Origin of the sequence: Microbacterium sp. PI-1 (assembly GCF_004337555.1) — a bacterium.
Taxonomy (GTDB): Bacteria; Actinomycetota; Actinomycetes; order Actinomycetales; family Microbacteriaceae; genus Microbacterium; species Microbacterium aurugineum.
Map to the genome: position 1 here is coordinate 80,029 of NZ_SJYZ01000002.1, position 17,842 is coordinate 97,870.

Below are 17,842 nucleotides of genomic sequence, written 5' to 3' on the forward strand. Positions count from 1 at the left end.
GTGATTGTCGTCGTATGCCCTGGTCAGGGCTCGCAGACCCCCGGTTTCCTCGCTCCTTGGCTCGAGCTCGACGGAGTGGCCGAACGCCTCGCCGCGTACTCGGACGCCGCGGAGGTCGATCTTCGCGAACACGGCACGGTGTCCGACGCCGACACGATCCGCGACACGCGTATCGCGCAGCCGCTGATCGTCGCGGCTTCGCTGATCGCCGGTGACGCACTGGTCCAGCGAGCGGGCCGACGCGCCGACGGCATCGCCGGACACTCCGTCGGTGAGATCGCCGCTCTCGTCGGCAGCAACGTCATCGACGCCGACACCGGGATGCGCCTCGTCGGCATCCGGGGCCGCGCGATGGCCGACGCCGCAGCGCAGGAGCAGACCGGCATGAGCGCTGTGCTCGGCGGCGATGAAGAAGCCCTCCTGGCGCGACTCGCCGAACTCCACCTCTCCCCCGCGAACTACAACGGCGGCGGCCAGATCGTGGTCGCCGGCGCGCTTCCGGCTCTCGCCGCTCTCGCCGAGGAACCGCTCAAGGGAACCCGCGTGGTTCCGCTGCAGGTCGCCGGCGCGTTCCATACCCGGTACATGGCCTCCGCGGTCTCCGTCCTCCGCGACGCGGTCGCCGACGTCACCCCCGCGAACCCCGACATCACGCTCTGGACCAACCGTGACGGTTCTGCCGTCACGGATGGCACCCAGGCGCTGAGCTTCCTGGTCGACCAGGTCTCGTCGCCGGTGCGCTGGGACCTCTGCATGACATCCTTCGCAGACGCCGGCGTCACCGGTGTCATCGAGCTCGCGCCCGCCGGTGCGCTGGTCGGCCTCGCCAAGCGCGGCCTCCGAGGCGTGCCGACGGTCGCCGTGAAGACCCCCGAAGACCTCGATGCAGCCGTCGCGCTGCTGAACGGAGAAGCCGCATGAGCCCCACCCTCGCCCAGGTGACCGGACCGGCATACACGCGTATCTACTCCTACGGCGCCGCGCGCGGCGAGAACGCCGTGCCGAACGAAGATCTGATCGGCCCGATCGACTCCAGCGACGAGTGGATCCGCCAGCGCACCGGCATCATCACCCGCGTCCGCGCCGACAAGAACACGGATGCGATCGACCTCGCTGCGGAGGCGGCGTCCGAAGCCATCGAGAAGTCGGGCGTGCCGGCCGATCAGGTCGACCTGGTCATCGTCGCGACCATCAGCAACCCGAAGCAGACCCCTTCCGTCTCGGCCATCGTCGCCGACCGCGTGGGCGCGAACCCCGCCGCGGCGTACGACATCAATGCCGCCTGCGCCGGCTACGCCTACGCGATCGCCCAGGCCGATGCACTGATCAAGGCCGGCGCCGCGCGCTACGCCCTGGTGATCGGCACCGAGAAGCTCTCCGACGTCGTCGACCCGACCGATCGCAGCATCTCCTTCCTCCTCGGCGATGGTGCGGGCGCAGCGCTCCTCGGCCCGAGCGACACGCCGGGGATCGCACCCGCCGTCTGGGGCTCCGACGGCTCGAAGGCCGATGCCGTGGGCATGAACGCCACGCTCACGGACTTCCGCGACGGTGTCGCGCCCTGGCCGACACTCCGTCAGGAGGGGCAGACCGTCTTCCGCTGGGCGGTGTGGGAGATGGCCAAGGTCGCCCGAGAGGCACTCGACAAGGCGGGTGTGGAGCCCACCGACATCGCCGCGTTCATCCCGCACCAGGCCAACATGCGCATCATCGACGAGTTCGCCAAGCAGCTGAAGCTCCCCGAGTCGACGGTGATCGCCCGCGACATCGAGACCACGGGCAACACCTCGGCCGCGTCGATCCCGCTCGCGAGCCACCGGCTGATGGCCGAGCACCCCGAGCTCTCGGGCGGGCTCGCCCTGCAGATCGGGTTCGGAGCAGGACTGGTGTTCGCCGCGCAGGTCGTCGTCCTTCCCTGAGAATGCGCTGACCTTCTCTAGACTGTTCCACGGTTCCGAATACAACCCGTAAGAAAGAGGAAGACCACATGGCTTTCACCAACGATGAGGTCCTCGCGGGCCTCGCAGAGCTCATCACCGACGAGACCGGCATCAACGCCTCCGAGGTCGCCCCGGAAAAGTCGTTCACCGACGACCTCGACATCGACTCCATCTCGATGATGACGATCGTCGTCAACGCCGAAGAGAAGTTCGGTGTCACGATCCCCGACGACGAGGTCAAGAACCTCAAGACCGTCGGCGACGCCGTCAACTTCATCGTCGCGGGCCAGGAGTAATCCCGGCAGGATGCCACCCCCGCACCTCGCGGGGAGTGGCATCCTCCGCCTTGCCCTCTCACCCGTTCGACTTCGTTTCGATAAGGAACCACACCCCATGACCAAGCGCATCGTCGTCACCGGCATCGGCGCCACCTCCGCCATCGGCGGAACGGCCCCGGAGAACTGGACGAACCTGCTGGCCGGCATGTCCGGCACCCGCACGCTCGAACACGACTGGGTCCAGCAGTACGAGCTGCCCGTCACCTTCGCCGCCGAGGCGATCGTCCGCCCGGAAGAGGTTCTCCCCCGCCATGAGGCGAAGCGCCTCGACCCGTCCTCGCAGTTCGCCCTGATCGCAGCACGCGAGGCGTGGGCGGATGCAGGCACCCCCGAGGTCGCCCCCGAGCGCCTCGGTATCGACTTCGCCACCGGCATCGGCGGACTCTGGACTCTCCTCGACGCCTGGGACACGCTGCGCGAGAAGGGCCCCCGTCGGGTCATGCCGCTCACGGTCCCGATGCTCATGCCCAATGCGGCCGCCGGCAACCTCTCCCTGCAGTTCGAGGCCCGCGCCTACGCGCAGACCGTCGTCAGCGCGTGCGCCTCGAGCACCGAATCGATCATCCACGCATACCACCATCTGCAGGACGGCCTCGCCGACGTCGTGATCGCCGGCGGTACCGAATCCGCGATCCACCCGATCACGATGGCTTCCTTCGCTTCGGCGCAGGCGCTGTCTCGTCGGAACGACGACCCGGCCCACGCTTCCCGCCCCGGCGCGATCGACCGTGACGGCTTCGTCATGGGCGAGGGCGCCGCGGCGCTGATCCTCGAGACCGAAGAGCACGCCAAGGCTCGCGGCGCCAAGATCTACGGCTACGTTCTGGGCGGCGGAGTCACCGCCGACGCGTACCACATCACCGGCAACGACCCCGAGGGCAACGGCGCGGCCCGTGCCGTAACGCAGGCGCTCGAAGAGGCCGGCATCACCGCTGATCAGGTCACGCACATCAACGCGCACGCGACGTCCACTCCGGTCGGCGACCCCAACGAGTACGTCGCGCTCAAGAAGGTCTTCGGAGACCGGATCGATGAGATCCCCGTCTCCGCCACGAAGGCCTCCACAGGGCACCTGCTCGGCGGCACCGGCGCACTGGAGGCCATCTTCTCGATCCTCGCGCTCCGTGACCGTGTCGCACCCCCGACGATCAACATGACCGAGCCGGACCCCGCCGTGCCGTTCCGCCTCTCGGGCGCACCCACGGCGCTCGGCGACGGTCCGCAGATCGCCATCAGCAACTCGTTCGGCTTCGGCGGACACAACGCGGTCCTCGTGGTCGCCAGCGCCGACTGACGCCACCGTGCAGCGAGAGGCCCTCCGGGATTCCGGAGGGCCTCTCTTCGCATATGCATGAGAATCCGACGGATGTCTGGCCTCCTCCTGGCGCTCGGTCATGCAGGCGTGCGCGGATCATGCACGTGTCGAGCGCACTTCGGCCCGGAAGACTCGGGACGGATCCGGGAAGAGCCCGGACGGATGTGGATGCCGCTCAGGCTGGGCGCAGTGTTCCGAGTCGCCGCGAACGAGCCTCACGCCATCGGGTGAGATACGGGAGGAAGACCCCGATCAACGGGCCGACCCCGAACGCGAAAAGCACCGTACCGACGCCCACAGGGCCTCCGAGGATGAAGCCGATCACCAGGACGCTGCCCTCGATCAGGGTGCGCACCACCCAGACGGCCCATCCGGTGCGCCGAACCAAACCGGTCATCAGCCCATCACGCGGACCGGGACCGAAGTCCGCGGCGATGTAGAGGCCGGTCGCGAAGGCCAACAGCACCAGCCCGAAGACGAACATCGGAGCCCCGATCCAGACGGACGGAGGCTGCGGGATCAGGAGCAGCGCGAGATCAGCGCTCGGCCCGACCAGGAGCGCGTTCAACACGGTTCCGAGGCCCACACGCTGACGTAGCGGGATCCACAGCAACAGGACGACGACCGAGACGATCACGGTCATGGCGCCGTAACCGACACCCGTCTGGCCGGCCAGTCCGAGCGCTAGGACGTCCCACGGCGCCACCCCGATGCCGCCGCGCACCATGAACCCGAGCGCGACGCCGTAGAGGAACAGGCCGAACACGAGCTGCAGGAGACGCTCGACGAGGTCCTTGCGGGAGGACGCCTGGATGGGGAGCAGCACGGCACGGAGGAACATGATTCCACTCTGGCTCCCGCATACAGCGCGATGCCGAGGCCACTGGCGACAAGTGGCCTGCCGATGCGAGTCCAGTTTGCGCCATGCTGGACTCATGGGATCACGACTCGTCGAACAGCTCGGGGCGCACAACGTGGCCGGTACCGCCGCGAGCGTGCTGGCCGATCGCATCCGCGCCTTGGTCCTCGACGGCCGGTTGACCGTCGGCGAACGCCTGCCCAGCGAACGCGCCCTCGCGCGGGAGCTGCGGCGGTCTCGCTCGACCATCACCCGCGCCTACGGCCTGCTGGAGGATGACGGCTACGTCACCCGGCTGCACGGGGGCAGCACGCGCGTCGCCCTCCCCCACGATCACGCAGCCCCCGGTCTCGACGCCGACGACACGGCCATCGACCTCTCCATCGCCTCCATGGACTCCACCCCCGGACTGTACGACGCCACCGTGCGGTCGCTCCCGCGGCTGGCCGCACTGCGCGGCACGAGCGGGTACTCGCTGCAAGGACTGCCGGAACTCCGAGACGCGGTCGCGCAGCGGTTCCGTGAGCGCGGAGCTCCGACATCCGCGGAGGAGATCATCATCACCTCCGGGGCGCTCAACGCGGTCAACCTGATCCTCACGGCGATCGGCCGACGGGGCGAGAGAGCGCTCGTCGAGCAACCGACCTTCCCCCACGCGCTCGAGGCTCTGCACCGCCACGGGTACCGATTGGTCCCCACGCCGGTCGACGTGGAGGGGTGGGATACACGGCACCTCAACGAGACGCTGCTCAGCGCGCGTCCTCACGTCGCCTATCTGATCCCCGACTTCCACAACCCGACCGGGGCCACCCTGCCGGACGAGGACCGCCAGCGGATCGTGACGACCTCGCGCAACGTGGGCACGCATCTGATCGTCGACGAGACGACCACGGAGTTGGACATCGACCGAGGGTGGTCGCCCACGCCGATGGCCGCCAGCGGACCCAACGTCATCACCGTCGGATCGATGTCCAAGATCGCCTGGGGAGGAATGCGGATCGGATGGATCCGTGCCGAACGCTCCGTCGTCGCGCGGCTGCTCGCGGTACGGCCTTCCTTCGAGCTCGGTACCGCACTGCTGGAGCAGTGCATCGCGATCGAGCTGCTCACGGAGATGCCCGCCCTCACCTCGCACGTGGGCCGACGTCTGCGCGCAGGACGCGCTGCCGTCGAAGCCGGCGTCGCCGGGATCCCCGGCTGGCACATGCCTCGCACACCGGGTGGGCTCTCGGCCTGGGTCGACATCGGCGGCCCGCTCTCCACCGCGCTGTCACTGGCCGCGCGTGAACGGCAGCTCATCCTGCCGCCGGGCCCACGTTTCACCACCGGTGGCGTCCTGGAACGACGGTTGCGTCTGCCCATCACCCTCCCGCCCGACCGCACCGCGGAGGCGATGACACGGTTGGCGCTGGCCTGGGAAGACGTGCGCAGGGGCACCGCATCCCGTGCCGACGACCTCGAGCACGCCGCCGTGATCTGATCCAGACGACGAGGACCCCGCCTCGTCTCCGGGGCGGGGTCCTCATCGTGCGGGGTGGGGATACGTCTTCTCAGCGTCCGGGATGATTCACCGGCATCCGATACTCACGCCTCCCCGCTCCCAGTCTCTGGAGTCGGGACTACCCGACCTTGTGAAGCCAGACGACCCTGGCGTCGTCGCTGGCGTGCCTGAAGGGCTCGAGCTCCTCGTCCCACGCGGACCCGAGGGCGATGTCGAGTTCGCGCTGCAGTTCCACCGCGCTGCCCGCGGCGATCTCCATCGCGTAGCGGATCCGGTCTTCACCGATGACGATGTTCCCGGCCGCATCGGTCTGTGCGTAGTGGATGCCGAGGTCGGGCGTGTGCAACCAGCGTCCGCCGTCGCTGCGCGGTGTCGGGTCCTCGGTGACCTCGAAGCGGAGGTGCTCCCAGCCGCGGATCGAGGTGGCGAGGGCAGCTCCGGTGCCGACCGGACCGTCCCAGTAGAACTCGGCGCGTCGCGCGCCGTTCAGCACGGGCTGCTCGGTCCAATCGAAGTTCACTGCACGCCCGATAGCGCGACCCACCGCCCATTCGAGGTGCGGGCAGAGCGCGCGAGGCGCAGAGTGGATGAACACCACTCCGCGTGCGTAAGCCGTCGCCATGATCTCTCCGTTTCATCAGGTGCGTCTTCCCCAACGACCTGAACCACGAAGTGGCGAGAATATGCGGTTGTGCGCCCATTCTCGCCGAGTTCGCCCAAAATCACAAGCATGTTATTCATGACGAAGGCCCCGGTCACCGGGACCGGGGCCTTCGGACCGCAGTCGGTCCGGAGTCTGACGAGATCAGGCCTCGCTCATGGCCTGCTTCACCTGCTGGCCCTTCGCGGCATAGTAGGCCGCGCGAGCGGCGTCCTTGCGAGCCTGCTCGGCGTACCCGAACTCGAGCGTCTCCTGGTCGACCTCGTAGTTGGGCACGTCGTCGGTGCCGTGGTACTTCTCGATGTAGGCGTCGAGCTCGGGGCCCGAGGTCCACGACGTGATGAGGCAGTAGCGCGGCTCGGTGCCGTTGTGGGTCGCCGCGTGCCACAGGCGCTGCGTGTCGACGATGAGCTGCGCTCCGGCCGGGAGCGCGATGCGGTACTCGATGCTCGGGTCCGTGCGGTTCTCGCGCAGGACGAAGTAGCTGTCCTTGTCATCGGTCAGGTTGAAGAATCCGCGCACGACCCAGCCGGTGCCGTCGGGGTTCAGACGGTTGTTGTCGTCCTGGTGGAGGTTGTAGAGGCAGTCGCCGTACGGGGTCGGCTGCAGCTCGATGACGCGGCAGCGTCCGACGTTGGCGCCCGGCTCCTGCGCGCGACGCGTCAGGTTCGGGGCCTTCTCGGTCTGCGAGTCGATCCAGACGCCGTCCTTGTCGGTGCGCGGCGGCTTGTGGTTCCAGAAACCGTTGCACTCGATGTCACCGAAAGCGCTCGCGAGCGGAGCGAAGCGGGTGTCACCCGACGACTTCCAGTCGTTGTACTCGATGTCGAGCCACTCCTTGGGGTCGAGCTCCTGGTTGTAGCTGTCGAGGACGACGAATCCCTTGTCCTCGAGGGCAGCGGACTTGATGTAACCCATGATCGAGTCATGTTCCTTTCATCGGGGGCCAGCACGTTTTAACAGGCCCTGATAAGGCAAGCCTAACAGCGAAGCCTGCGCCCCCTTCGGAGGTCGGCCGTGCATAACCGAATAGACTGATCGGGGTGCCCGGCGAAGTCTCGGCACCCGTCGCTACGGGAGGACGAGACACCAGCATGAGCACCGCGACCAACGTCGAGGCGACAGCAGTCAACACGATCGAATGGCTCGCGGCGGACACGTCGACGATCGTGGTGCCGGTGTACCAGCGCCAGTACCGGTGGGACATCGGCGGCTGCGAACGGCTCCTCTCCGACATCCGTGCTGTCGCGCGCGAAGACGACGCACACCGCCACTTCCTCGGGTCGATCCTGTCCGCGCAGGACGGCGCATCGAGGGAGTCCGACCTCATCCTCATCGACGGACAGCAGCGCATCACGACGCTCATGCTTCTCGTGGCGGCCCTGCACCATGCCATCCGCGACACCGACCCCGTGCTGGCGTCGTCGCTCGAACGCGTCCTGGTCCGCTCCGATGACCCAGGACGCACGAAGCTGCGCCCCCACGACGCCTGGGCCGAGCTCTACGAATCCGTCGTGCTCGACCGCCGCGACGACGCGGATCGCGAGTCGCGCTTCGACGACAACTACGCGTTCTTCCGCAGCCAGATCCACGTGGATGAGGTCCCCCTGATCTGGCGCGGGCTGCAGCGGCTCGAGCACGTGTCGATCACGCTCGGCGCCCGAGCGAACGCGCAGCAGATCTTCGAGAGCCTGAACTCGACCGGCGAGCCTCTGCGCGATCACGAGCTCATCCACAACTACATCCTGATGGGCCTCAGCCACGCGGAGCAGGTCGACGTCGAAGCCCGCTTCTGGGTGCCGATCGAGCACCACACGGGAGAGGCGATCGGCGCGTTCTGGCGGCACTACCTCGTCCTCGTGACGGGGCGTGAGGTCGCAGCGAACGGCGAGCACGGCGTGTACAGCGCCTTCCGGCAGTCCTTCCCCCGTGTCGACGTCGCGCATCTCCAGGCCGACGCCGAGGAGTGGCGACACCATGCAGAGATCTACGGCGTCCTGCTCGACCCGACGCGCGAGCCGGATCCGGAGATCGCGCGGCAGCTACGCCAGGTCACGACCTTCGGCCGCGCCTCCGCCCCGTTGGTGATGAGCGCCTACAGCGACCACCTCCGCGGTCTCATCGACCGCGCCGAACTCATCGAGACCCTGGAGTGGCTTCAGGCGCTGTATCTCCGTCGTGCACTGGTCAACCTGCCGTCCGAACGTCTCATCGCTCGCCTCTGCCGCGCGCGCCGCGACGGCCGTGACGCGCTCGCACGCGCGTTCGCCCGCATCACTCCGTCGGACGAGCGAGTGAGCGCAGTTCTGAAGTACAGCGAACTCCCCCGCCCCGCCTACGTCCTGGGGCGTGTGGAAGGCGTCGACGACCTCGACGCGTACGACATCGAGCACATCGCGCCGACCGTTCCGGGAGACGCCTGGTCCGGCGACGGTGAGCGCCCGTGGAGCGAATACACCGAGGATGAGCAGAACAGCCACCGGGCGCTCGCGCCGACCCTCGGCAATCTGACTCTTCTCGAGCAGCCGTTGGCGGAACGGGTGTTCGGTGCTTCCTTCTCGATCAAGCGCGTCGAGGCCTACGCCCGAAGTTCCGTGCCTGCGACGCGCGACCTCGCTGAGATCCCCTCCTGGGGCACGGCGGCCATCACCCAGCGCACCGTCGCCCTCACCGCCGAGCTGATCCGCATCTGGGCGCGCCCCGCCCTCCCGGAGATCGACGACGACGGACTCACACCGATCCTGGACGCCGTTCGGCGTCGCGGATGGCCCACCGGATGGGAGCGCGAGTTCGACTATGTCGAGTACCGCGGTGAGCGCTGGGAGGTCCCCGACGTCAAGTACCTGTTCAACCGGGTCTTCCGTCGCGCCTGGACCGACACGAGGGAGGCAGCCCTGGCTTATTGCGCGGCACACGGCGGACCGATCTACCGGGACATGGCGTGGAAGGGCCAGTGGGACCAGCTCGACGAGGGCCACTTCCTCTACATGGGCTGGGATTCCAATTACATGATGACCGCTGTGCAGGGCGTGCTCGAGGAGTCGGGCATCGCCTCAGAGGTCTTCGTCAAGTACTCCTACATCGGGAACGTGATGTGACCATGAGCACCACCGTCCGCCAGCTGCTCGACCTCACCGTCGAGGACCACACCCTCACCGTCCCCCTGGTCTGGGACGACGCCTCCGACCCCCGCACGATCGAGGTGTTCGCCCGTGTGGTCTCCCGCGCCGGCGGGGAGTCGCTCCCGTATCTGGTCTTCCTCCAGGGCGGTCCGGGCCACGAGGCGCCGCGTCCGTTCCACTCCTCGACCGCGCCCGCGTGGCTCGACGGCGCACTCGCGCACTATCGGGTGGTGCTCCTCGACCAGCGGGGTACCGGGCGCTCGACTCCGGTCGGAGATCACGACCTGGAGCGCGGTACGGACGCCGTGGCCGAGCACCTCACCCATCTGCGTGCGGACGCGATCGTGCGCGACTGCGAGGCCGTGCGCGAGCATCTGGGTGCCACCACCTGGAGCGTGCTCGGACAGTCGTTCGGCGGCTTCACCACCCTCGCGTATCTCTCCACCGACGCCTCTTCGCTCGACGACGTGTTCATCACCGGTGGCCTCAGCGCCGTCGGGCGCCACCCGGACGACGTGTATGCGCTCTGCTACGACAAGATGCGCGACGCCTCGGAGCGCTACTACCGCCGCTTCCCCGAGCATCGCGACGTGATGCGGCGCCTCGTCGAACGTGCGGATGCCGGAGACATCGTCCTGCCCGACGGAGAAGTCGTCTCACGCTCGCGGCTGCGGTCGCTGGGATCCGCTCTCGGCACCGACGACGGCTGGCAGACGGTGTGGTCGATTCTGGAACGCGACCCGTCCTCCAACGCCTTCCGGTACGACCTGATGCACGCGATGCCCTTCGACGGCCGCAACCCGCTCTACTTCGCCTTCCACGAGTCGAGCTACGCCGACGGACACGCCACGCGGTGGTCGGCTGAACGCACCGAGCCCTCCGACTTCCGCGACGACCCGACGCTGTTCACGGGCGAGCACATCCGTCGCGAGTGGACCGAGACGGTGCCCGCTTTCCAGCCGTGGCGCGATGTCACCCTCGCGCTCGCGGAGCACGAGTGGCCGAGCATCTACGATGCAGACGCGATCGCCTCATCCGGAGCGACGGGCGCCGCCGCGGTCTACGTCAACGACGTCTACGTCCCGATGGAGTTCTCCCTCGAGACGGCACGCCTGCTTCCCGACGTCACGCTGTGGGTGACGAACGAACACGAGCACAACGGACTCCGCTCCGGGCCGGTACTGTCGCGCCTGATCGACCTGGCCCACGGGCGCCGTCTGCGCTGAGCGACTCCTCCCCCTCGGGGCGGATGCCCTCGTTCCCGCTGCCGTCTACCCTGGAGGGCATGGAAGAAGGTGTGGGCGTGCTCGTCACGGTCGGCGTGCTGCTGCTCCTGCTTTCCGCCGTCATCGTCGCCATCGCGTTCGGCTTCTCGCGGATACCGATCGAGAAGAAGTACGAATCCGGCGGAGGGGGCCTCGGCGGCGCGTTCGATGCCGTCTGGTCGCCGTCTGCGCACGAGGCGGGTATCGAGCGCGACCGTCAGACGCAGCGGACCGCCCCGGCCCCATCCCCGGGCGATCCTCCGGACACGATCGACGACGGCCGGATCCGGCTCGACATCTGACGACCGGATCCGACACACACGGCCGGGCACGACGAAGGCCCCACGCTCCGAGGAGCATGGGGCCTTCGTCGTGGCAGTCGTTACTTGGACGAGCCGCCGAAGCCCTTGAAGCGCTGGTTGAACTTCTCGACGCGACCGGCCGAGTCCATGATGCGCTGCTTGCCCGTGTAGAACGGGTGCGATGCCGAGGAGATCTCGACGTCGATCACCGGGTACTCCACGCCGTCCAGCTCGATGGTCTTGTCGCTGGTGACGGTCGAACGGGTGAGGAACGTCTCGCCCGAGCCGAGGTCGCGGAACACGACTGCCTGGTAGTCGGGGTGAATGTCAGTCTTCATGGGATTCCTTAGTTGCTGCCCTGGATTGTGCCAGGGACGAGGGAAGTCTGCGGTGCAGAGAGCACCAAGGGTCGATTCTATCAGACGCTGGTCACGCAGCTGCGCGGGCGGCGTAGCGGCCGTCTTCGCTGCTGAGCACGATGGGCATGCCGAACGCCTCGGTCAGGGTCTCAGCCGTGAGCGTCTCGCCGATGGGGCCCGCCGCGACGACGGAACCCTCACGGATCAGCATCACGTGGGTGAAGCCCACGGGGATCTCCTCCACATGGTGCGTGACCATGAGCATCGCCGGGGTGGTCGGGGACGACGCGTATCCGCTGAGCAGCGCCAGAAGCTCCTCCCGCGAACCGAGGTCGAGGGATGCCGTCGGCTCGTCGAGCAGCAGCAGCTCCGGGTCGGTCATCACCGCACGCGCGATCTGCACACGCTTCTGTTCTCCGTCGCTGAGAGTGCCGAAGGTGCGGTCGGCCAGGTGGTCGAGACGCCAGTCGCCGAGAACGCGGAGGGCCCGACGCTCGTCGATGTCCTCGTAGTTCTCGTTCCAGCGGCCGAGCACCGAGTACGCAGCGGTGAGCACGGTGTTGAGGACCGTCTCGTCACGAGGGACACGCTTGGCCATCGCCGACGACGCGAATCCGATGCGCGGACGCACCTCGAACACGTCGGTGCGTCCCAGGGTCTCCCCGAGCACGGTCACGGTTCCCGACGTCGGGTGCATGAGCGTGTCGGCGAGCTGCAGCAGCGTCGTCTTGCCCGCGCCGTTCGGGCCGAGGATCACCCATCGCTGATCGTCGTCGACCTCCCAGGTCACGTGATCGATGATGTTGCGCCCCTCACGGCGCACGACGACGTCGGTGAATTCCAGAGCACTCGGCATGGTCCCAGCCTATCGGCTCAGGGCGTCAGCTCCGCGTAGAGCGCGCGCGTCGTCTCCGCGATAGATGCCCAGCTGAAGTCGCTGCGTGCACGCTCCCTCCCGGCCTCGCCGTAGGCCCGCGCCCGCTCCGGATCCATGGCCACTTCGGTGAGCACGGCGGCGAGATCGGCGACGAAGCGGTCCGGGTCGACCGGCGTGCCGGTACCGTCCTGCACCTGATCGATCGGCACGAGCCGTCCCGTGCGCCCATCCGCGACCACCTCGGGGATACCCCCGGTCGCGGTGCCGACGACGGCAGCTCCACAGGCCATCGCTTCGAGATTCACGATGCCCAGAGGCTCGTACACCGAGGGGCACACGAACGTCGTGGCGGCGGTGAGAATCGCGGAGAGTTCATCACGCGGCAGCATCCGCTCGATCCAGATCACTCCGTCGCGACTCTGTTGGAGCATCCGCACCCCCTCCTGCACCTCCGCCATGATCTCCGGGGTGTCCGGGGCCCCGGCGCACAGCACGAGCTGGACCTCAGGCGGGAGCAGCTGCGCGGCCCGGAGCAGATACGGCAACCCCTTCTGCCGAGTGATGCGCCCGACGAAGACGACGGACGGTCGCGAGGGATCCATCCCGATCGATCGCAGGAACGCCTCGTCCTGCACCGGCCGCCAGCGTTCGACATCGATGCCGTTGTGGATCACGCGCACTTTCGCGGGATCCACCTGGGGGTAGCTGCGCAGGATGTCCTCCCGCATGCCGGCGCTCACGGCGATCACGGCGGCGGCGTTCTCATAGGCGAGGCGTTCGACGCCGCTGGAGATGGCGTAGCCCCCTCCGAGCTGTTCGGCCTTCCACGGGCGCAGGGGCTCGAGGCTGTGGGCGGTGAGCACGTGCGGGATGCCGTGCAGCTGAGAGGCGAGGTGACCGGCGAAGTTCGCGTACCAGGTATGGCTGTGCACCAGGTCGGCGTCGGTGATCGCTGACACGATCTCGAGGTCCGTCCCCAGCGTCTGCAGCGCAGCGTTGGCATCAGCGAGCTCGACAGGCGTGCGATAGGCGAACGTACCCGCTTCTTCGCGCGGCTCGCCGAACGCACGCACCCGCACATCGACGTGCTCGCGGAGCGCAGCGACCAGTTCCGCGACGTGCACGCCGGCACCGCCGTAGACCGCGGGCGGGTACTCCTTCGTGATCATTTCGACTCGCATGTCTGAACGCTAGTACAGCAGCCGTGAACGCATCTATGGTGGAGCCATGTCCGCTCCAAAGAAGGTTTTCGGGATCATCCTCGCCGGCGGCGAGGGCAAGCGACTCATGCCTCTCACCGCGGATCGCGCGAAACCGGCGGTGCCGTTCGGCGGACAGTACAGACTCATCGATTTCGCGATCTCGAACCTCATCAATTCCGGTCTGCGACAGATCGTCGTGCTGACGCAGTACAAGTCCCACAGCCTCGATCGCCACATCTCTCAGACCTGGCGCATGTCGGCCCTCCTCGACTCCTACGTCACCTCGGTCCCCGCGCAGCAGCGCCTCGGCAAGCGCTGGTTCTCCGGCTCCGCCGACGCGATCCTGCAGAGCATGAACCTGATCAACGACGAGAAGCCCGACATCGTCGTGGTCATCGGCGCCGACCACGTGTACAGGATGGACTTCCGGCAGATGCTCGAGGCCCATGTCGCGTCCGGGGCGAAGGCGACTGTCGCGGGTATCCGCCAGCCGCTCGCCCTCGCCTCGCAGTTCGGCGTGATCGATGCGGACGCGGAGTCGGGAAGGATCAAGCAGTTCCTCGAGAAGCCGACCGACATCGCCGGTCTCGAGGACTCGCCGCACGAGGTGCTCGCCTCGATGGGCAACTACATCTTCGATGCCGATGCCCTCATCGCGGCCGTCGAGGCCGACGGTGAATCACCCACCTCGGGCCACGACATGGGCGGCGACATCGTCCCCTACTTCGTCGACCGGGGCGAGGCCGGGTACTACGACATGAAGCAGAACGAGGTTCCCGGGTCCTCCCCGCGTGACCGCTCGTACTGGCGCGATGTCGGAACCATCGACTCCTTCTTCGACGCGCACCGTGACCTGATCTCGACGCTGCCCGTGTTCAACCTCTACAACATGGAGTGGCCCATCCACTCGCAGGCGGTCAATTCGCCTCCGGCGAAGTTCGTGCGCGACTCCGTCGGGCGGATCGGCAACGCGATCGACTCGATCGTGTCGCTCGGCTCCGTGCTCTCGGGGACCCATCTCGAACGCAGCGTCGTCGGACCGTGGACGCTCGCCGGTGGCGGGTCGACCATCACCGACTCTGTCGTGTTCGACCACGTCCAGGTGGGTCAAGGAGCCCGCGTGCATCGTGCGATCCTCGACAAGAACGTGGTGCTGGCCGACGGCGCGACGGTGGGCGTGGATCGGGAGCGCGACCTCGCTCGTGGCTTCACGGTGACGGAATCAGGCATCACGGTGGTCGGCAAGGGCGTCTTCATCGAACGCTGAAGACGTCACGCGGCGCGTCGACCCACCGGGTGATGGATAGGCTCGACGAGTGACTGCTGCACGATTCCTCGTCGTCCTCGATGCCGATTCCACCCTCATCCGCAATGAGGTGATCGAACTGCTCGCCGACGAGGCCGGACGGCGCGACGAGGTGCAGGCTGCCACGGAGGCGGCGATGCGCGGCGAGGTCGACTTCGCGACGAGCCTGCGTTCCCGGGTCGCCGCGCTGAAGGGCGTTCCGGTGTCGGCATTCGAGCGTGTGCGCGCGCGGATCGAACCCACCCCGGGCGTGCGCGAACTCACCGCCGCCGTCCGCGCCCGCGGCGGTGTCGTCGGCGTCGTCTCCGGAGGCTTCCACGAGATCCTCGACGTGGTGGCGCCCGACCTGGGCGTGGACCGCTGGCGGGCGAACCGGCTCGAGGTGGTCGACGGCTCGCTGTCCGGTCACGTCGACGGAGACATCGTCGACGGGGCGGCGAAGGCGCGCTCCCTCCAGGAGTGGGCGGCCGATCTCGGGGTCGCGCCACACGCCACGATCGCGATCGGTGACGGTGCCAACGACCTGGCGATGATGGCCGTCGCCGGGCTCGGTTTGGCCTTCAACGCGAAGCCCGCGGTCCGTGAGGCGGCCAGCCTCGTGATCGGCCCGCAGGACCTTTCCGAGGTCATCGCGCTGCTTCCGTAGGAGAACTCCTGGCGATTGTCCGAACCCGCCACTAGCGTCGGCTCATGGACATCATCCTCATTCCCGGACTCTGACTCGACGCATCCAGCTGGGACGACGTGATCCCGGCGCTGGAGGAGGCAGGTCATCGGGTGCACCCGCTCAGCATGCCCGGACTCGGCGAAGACGCATCCGTCTCCTCCGAGATCGGCATCGCCGAGTGGATCGCTGCCGCCGCCTCCGCCGTCGATGCCGTCGACGGCGACGTCGTGGTCGTCGGGCACAGCGGCGGCGGCAATGTCGCCTGGGGTGTCGCAGACGCTCGCCCCGACCGGGTGCGCCGCGTGATCTTCGTCGACACGGCGCCGCCCGCGGACGGACACGGGATCAGCGAGTTCGACGTCGTCGACGGGGTCGTGCCGTTCCCGGGATGGGATCACTTCCCCGATGAAGACGTCAACGACCTCGATGAGGCCACGCGCGCACGGACCGCACCGCTCACGCACAGCGTCCCTGCACGGGTGCCGACGGACGGCATCGCGCTCCGCGATCCGGCGCGCTACCGTGTGCCGGTGACCCTGCTGATGGGCGACCTCGATCAGTCCGCGTTCGAGAAGGTGATCGAGCAGTGGGGCCCGTTCGCCGACGAGTTCCACGCGATCGAGTCAGCCGAAGTCGTCCGCATCGGATCCGGCCACTGGCCGCAGTTCTCCGTGCCGGAGCGGCTGGGCGGGCTCCTCAACGCCGCGATCGCGCGGTGATGCTCTCGGAATGCGTCAGTGCCCCATCCCGAGACCGCCGTCGACGGGGATGACCGCACCGGAGATGTAGCCGGCATCGTCGCCGGCGAGCCACGTCACCACCCCGGCGACCTCGTCCGGCGTGGCGAAACGGGCAGCCGGGATGTTCGCCTTGTACTGCTTCTGCGTCTCCTCCGGGAGCTCCGCGGTCATGTCGGTCTCGATGAACCCGGGAGCGACGACGTTCGCCGTGATGCCGCGAGCACCGAGCTCGCGCGTGATCGAGCGGGCGAAGCCGACCAGTGCGCTCTTGGACGCGGAGTAGTTGACCTGCCCCGCGGAGCCGTACAGACCCACGACGCTGGAGATCAGGATGATCCGGCCGAAGCGAGCCCGAAGCATCCCCTTCGAGGCGCGCTTGACCACGCGGAACGTCCCGCCCAGGTTGGTGGCCACGACGCTGTCGAAGTCGTCCTCGCTCATGCGCAGCAACAACGTGTCCTTCGTGATCCCCGCGTTCGCGACGACGATCTCGATCGGACCGAGCTGCTGCTCCACCTCGGTGAACGCGGCGTCGATCGCTGCGGCGTCGGTCACGTCCGCACGGACCGTGAGGGTGCCTTCAGGGCCCTCGCCGCTGCGCGCGGTGACGGCGACGCGGTATCCCTCGCGCACGAAGCGCTCTGCGATCGCGCGGCCGATGCCGCGATTGCCGCCGGTGACGAGGACGACGCGCTCAGCGCTCATGGGGACACTCCTGATCTGGGCAGGTGGCGCGGGGTTCCGGGCCGTCATCGATCCTACCGATGTTGCCGACGCCGGCCGCGGCACCGCGTTGACAGACACTCTGCATGCTGGGAATCTGAAATCGACGAAAGGCTTCCTCGTGAGCGACAACCGCACCCCCTCTCCCGGAGACGAGACGCCGGACAGCCCGCCGCCACCGCCCGCTCCGCCCGCACCGTCCGCGCCGCCGCCGCAGCCGGGGTACGCCCCGCCCGCGCAGCCGGGATACGGCGTCGCTCCGTCGCAACCCGGATGGGGAGCGGCACCCGTCCAGCCCGGTTACAGCCCTCCTTCGGCGCCCGGGTACCCCGTCGTCGTGTCGCGCCCCACCAGCCCGCTGGCGGTCACCTCGTTGGTCTGCGGCCTCGCCGGCATCGTGCTCTTCTGGGCGGTCATCCCGCTCCTGGCATCCGTCGCGGCGGTCATCACCGGTCACATGGCGCTCGGACAGACCAAGCGCAATCCGGGAATCGGTGGCCGAGGAATGGCGATCGCCGGACTGATCCTCGGCTATGCGGTGGTGGGCGTGGGCGTGTTCGTCCTGGTCAGCACGATCATCAGCTTCCTGTTCCTCGGGGCTTTCAGCCTGCCGTTCATCTTCGCCGGCTGAGTCCCCGAAGGGCATCCGAGGGGTCTGCATCGGC

At 68.1% G+C, this 17,842-nt stretch carries 18 protein-coding genes and 1 pseudogene; 12 read left to right on the forward strand and 7 right to left on the reverse strand.

Annotated elements, in window-relative coordinates:
• The 4 genes from E0W80_RS02290 (at window position 1) to E0W80_RS02305 (ending at window position 3,572) form a co-directional block, all read left to right on the forward strand.
• Complete coding sequence (locus tag E0W80_RS02290; RefSeq protein ID WP_131491153.1) at window positions 1-921, forward strand: ACP S-malonyltransferase; 921 nt, start codon at window positions 1-3, stop codon at window positions 919-921.
• Entirely contained in the window at window positions 918-1,919 is a 1,002-nt protein-coding gene (locus tag E0W80_RS02295) for a beta-ketoacyl-ACP synthase III (RefSeq protein ID WP_131491154.1), read from the forward strand. Before E0W80_RS02290 ends, E0W80_RS02295 begins: the two co-directional genes overlap by 4 nt.
• A gap of 68 nt (window positions 1,920-1,987) precedes the next feature.
• Window positions 1,988-2,236, forward strand: coding sequence for an acyl carrier protein (locus tag E0W80_RS02300; RefSeq protein WP_120776183.1), 249 nt, complete (start codon window positions 1,988-1,990; stop codon window positions 2,234-2,236).
• A gap of 97 nt (window positions 2,237-2,333) precedes the next feature.
• Window positions 2,334-3,572: a beta-ketoacyl-[acyl-carrier-protein] synthase family protein gene (locus E0W80_RS02305; RefSeq protein WP_131491155.1), complete on the forward strand. Its 1,239-nt coding sequence runs from the start codon at window positions 2,334-2,336 to the stop codon at window positions 3,570-3,572.
• Window positions 3,573-3,768: 196 nt separating this feature from the next.
• Here E0W80_RS02305 and E0W80_RS02310 read toward each other — a convergent pair whose 3' ends face one another.
• On the reverse strand, window positions 3,769-4,434 hold the full coding sequence (locus E0W80_RS02310; protein ID WP_131491156.1) for a hypothetical protein: 666 nt from the start codon (window positions 4,432-4,434) through the stop codon (window positions 3,769-3,771).
• A 94-nt stretch (window positions 4,435-4,528) separates the two neighbouring features.
• On the opposite strand from E0W80_RS02310, the gene E0W80_RS02315 reads away from it, so the two are divergent.
• Window positions 4,529-5,932: a PLP-dependent aminotransferase family protein gene (locus E0W80_RS02315; RefSeq protein ID WP_131491157.1), complete on the forward strand. Its 1,404-nt coding sequence runs from the start codon at window positions 4,529-4,531 to the stop codon at window positions 5,930-5,932.
• 139 nt (window positions 5,933-6,071) lie between these two features.
• Here the strand turns inward: E0W80_RS02315 and E0W80_RS02320 are convergent, their stop codons facing one another.
• Complete coding sequence (locus E0W80_RS02320) at window positions 6,072-6,575, reverse strand: DUF3145 domain-containing protein (protein WP_028501717.1); 504 nt, start codon at window positions 6,573-6,575, stop codon at window positions 6,072-6,074.
• A 183-nt stretch (window positions 6,576-6,758) separates the two neighbouring features.
• Window positions 6,759-7,532 (reverse strand): hypothetical protein, encoded by a 774-nt coding sequence (locus E0W80_RS02325; protein WP_047520053.1) that lies wholly within the window; start codon window positions 7,530-7,532, stop codon window positions 6,759-6,761.
• Window positions 7,533-7,708: 176 nt separating this feature from the next.
• Between E0W80_RS02325 and E0W80_RS02330 the strand changes: the two genes are divergently transcribed.
• Genes E0W80_RS02330 through E0W80_RS02340 form a run of 3 tightly spaced genes read left to right on the forward strand, consistent with a single transcriptional unit; the run spans window position 7,709 to window position 11,303 of the window.
• Entirely contained in the window at window positions 7,709-9,712 is a 2,004-nt protein-coding gene (locus tag E0W80_RS02330) for a DUF262 domain-containing protein (protein ID WP_131491158.1), read from the forward strand.
• Window positions 9,713-9,714: 2 nt separating this feature from the next.
• Window positions 9,715-10,962, forward strand: a complete 1,248-nt coding sequence (locus E0W80_RS02335) for an alpha/beta fold hydrolase (protein ID WP_165875375.1) — start codon at window positions 9,715-9,717, stop codon at window positions 10,960-10,962.
• Window positions 10,963-11,021: 59 nt separating this feature from the next.
• Window positions 11,022-11,303 carry a hypothetical protein gene (locus E0W80_RS02340; protein ID WP_047520047.1) on the forward strand — a complete coding sequence of 94 codons (282 nt, stop codon included), beginning with the start codon at window positions 11,022-11,024 and terminating at the stop codon, window positions 11,301-11,303.
• Between the two features lie 80 nt (window positions 11,304-11,383).
• On the opposite strand, the gene E0W80_RS02345 is transcribed toward E0W80_RS02340, so the two are convergent.
• The 3 genes from E0W80_RS02345 to glgA form a co-directional block, all read right to left on the reverse strand.
• The gene (locus tag E0W80_RS02345; protein ID WP_047520045.1) at window positions 11,384-11,641 is read right to left on the reverse strand and encodes a type B 50S ribosomal protein L31; all 258 of its coding nucleotides are present in this window, start codon (window positions 11,639-11,641) and stop codon (window positions 11,384-11,386) included.
• Window positions 11,642-11,732: 91 nt separating this feature from the next.
• Complete coding sequence (locus E0W80_RS02350) at window positions 11,733-12,518, reverse strand: ABC transporter ATP-binding protein (RefSeq protein ID WP_047520043.1); 786 nt, start codon at window positions 12,516-12,518, stop codon at window positions 11,733-11,735.
• A 17-nt stretch (window positions 12,519-12,535) separates the two neighbouring features.
• Window positions 12,536-13,720: a glycogen synthase gene (gene glgA, locus E0W80_RS02355; protein ID WP_131491160.1), complete on the reverse strand. Its 1,185-nt coding sequence runs from the start codon at window positions 13,718-13,720 to the stop codon at window positions 12,536-12,538.
• A gap of 46 nt (window positions 13,721-13,766) precedes the next feature.
• Between glgA and E0W80_RS02360 the strand changes: the two genes are divergently transcribed.
• From E0W80_RS02360 to E0W80_RS02370, 3 genes and pseudogenes are all read left to right on the forward strand, one after another.
• Entirely contained in the window at window positions 13,767-15,008 is a 1,242-nt protein-coding gene (locus E0W80_RS02360) for a glucose-1-phosphate adenylyltransferase (protein ID WP_131491161.1), read from the forward strand.
• A 49-nt stretch (window positions 15,009-15,057) separates the two neighbouring features.
• Complete coding sequence (serB, locus tag E0W80_RS02365) at window positions 15,058-15,693, forward strand: phosphoserine phosphatase SerB (protein ID WP_131491162.1); 636 nt, start codon at window positions 15,058-15,060, stop codon at window positions 15,691-15,693.
• Window positions 15,694-15,782: 89 nt separating this feature from the next.
• Window positions 15,783-16,433, forward strand: a pseudogene (locus E0W80_RS02370) (alpha/beta fold hydrolase); the annotation flags it as partial.
• Window positions 16,434-16,448: 15 nt separating this feature from the next.
• Here the strand turns inward: E0W80_RS02370 and E0W80_RS02375 are convergent.
• On the reverse strand, window positions 16,449-17,159 hold the full coding sequence (locus E0W80_RS02375; RefSeq protein WP_047520033.1) for a beta-ketoacyl-ACP reductase: 711 nt from the start codon (window positions 17,157-17,159) through the stop codon (window positions 16,449-16,451).
• Window positions 17,160-17,298: 139 nt separating this feature from the next.
• On the opposite strand from E0W80_RS02375, the gene E0W80_RS19295 reads away from it, so the two are divergent.
• Window positions 17,299-17,808: a DUF4190 domain-containing protein gene (locus tag E0W80_RS19295; RefSeq protein ID WP_205802290.1), complete on the forward strand. Its 510-nt coding sequence runs from the start codon at window positions 17,299-17,301 to the stop codon at window positions 17,806-17,808.
• Window positions 17,809-17,842 lie beyond the last annotated feature (34 nt).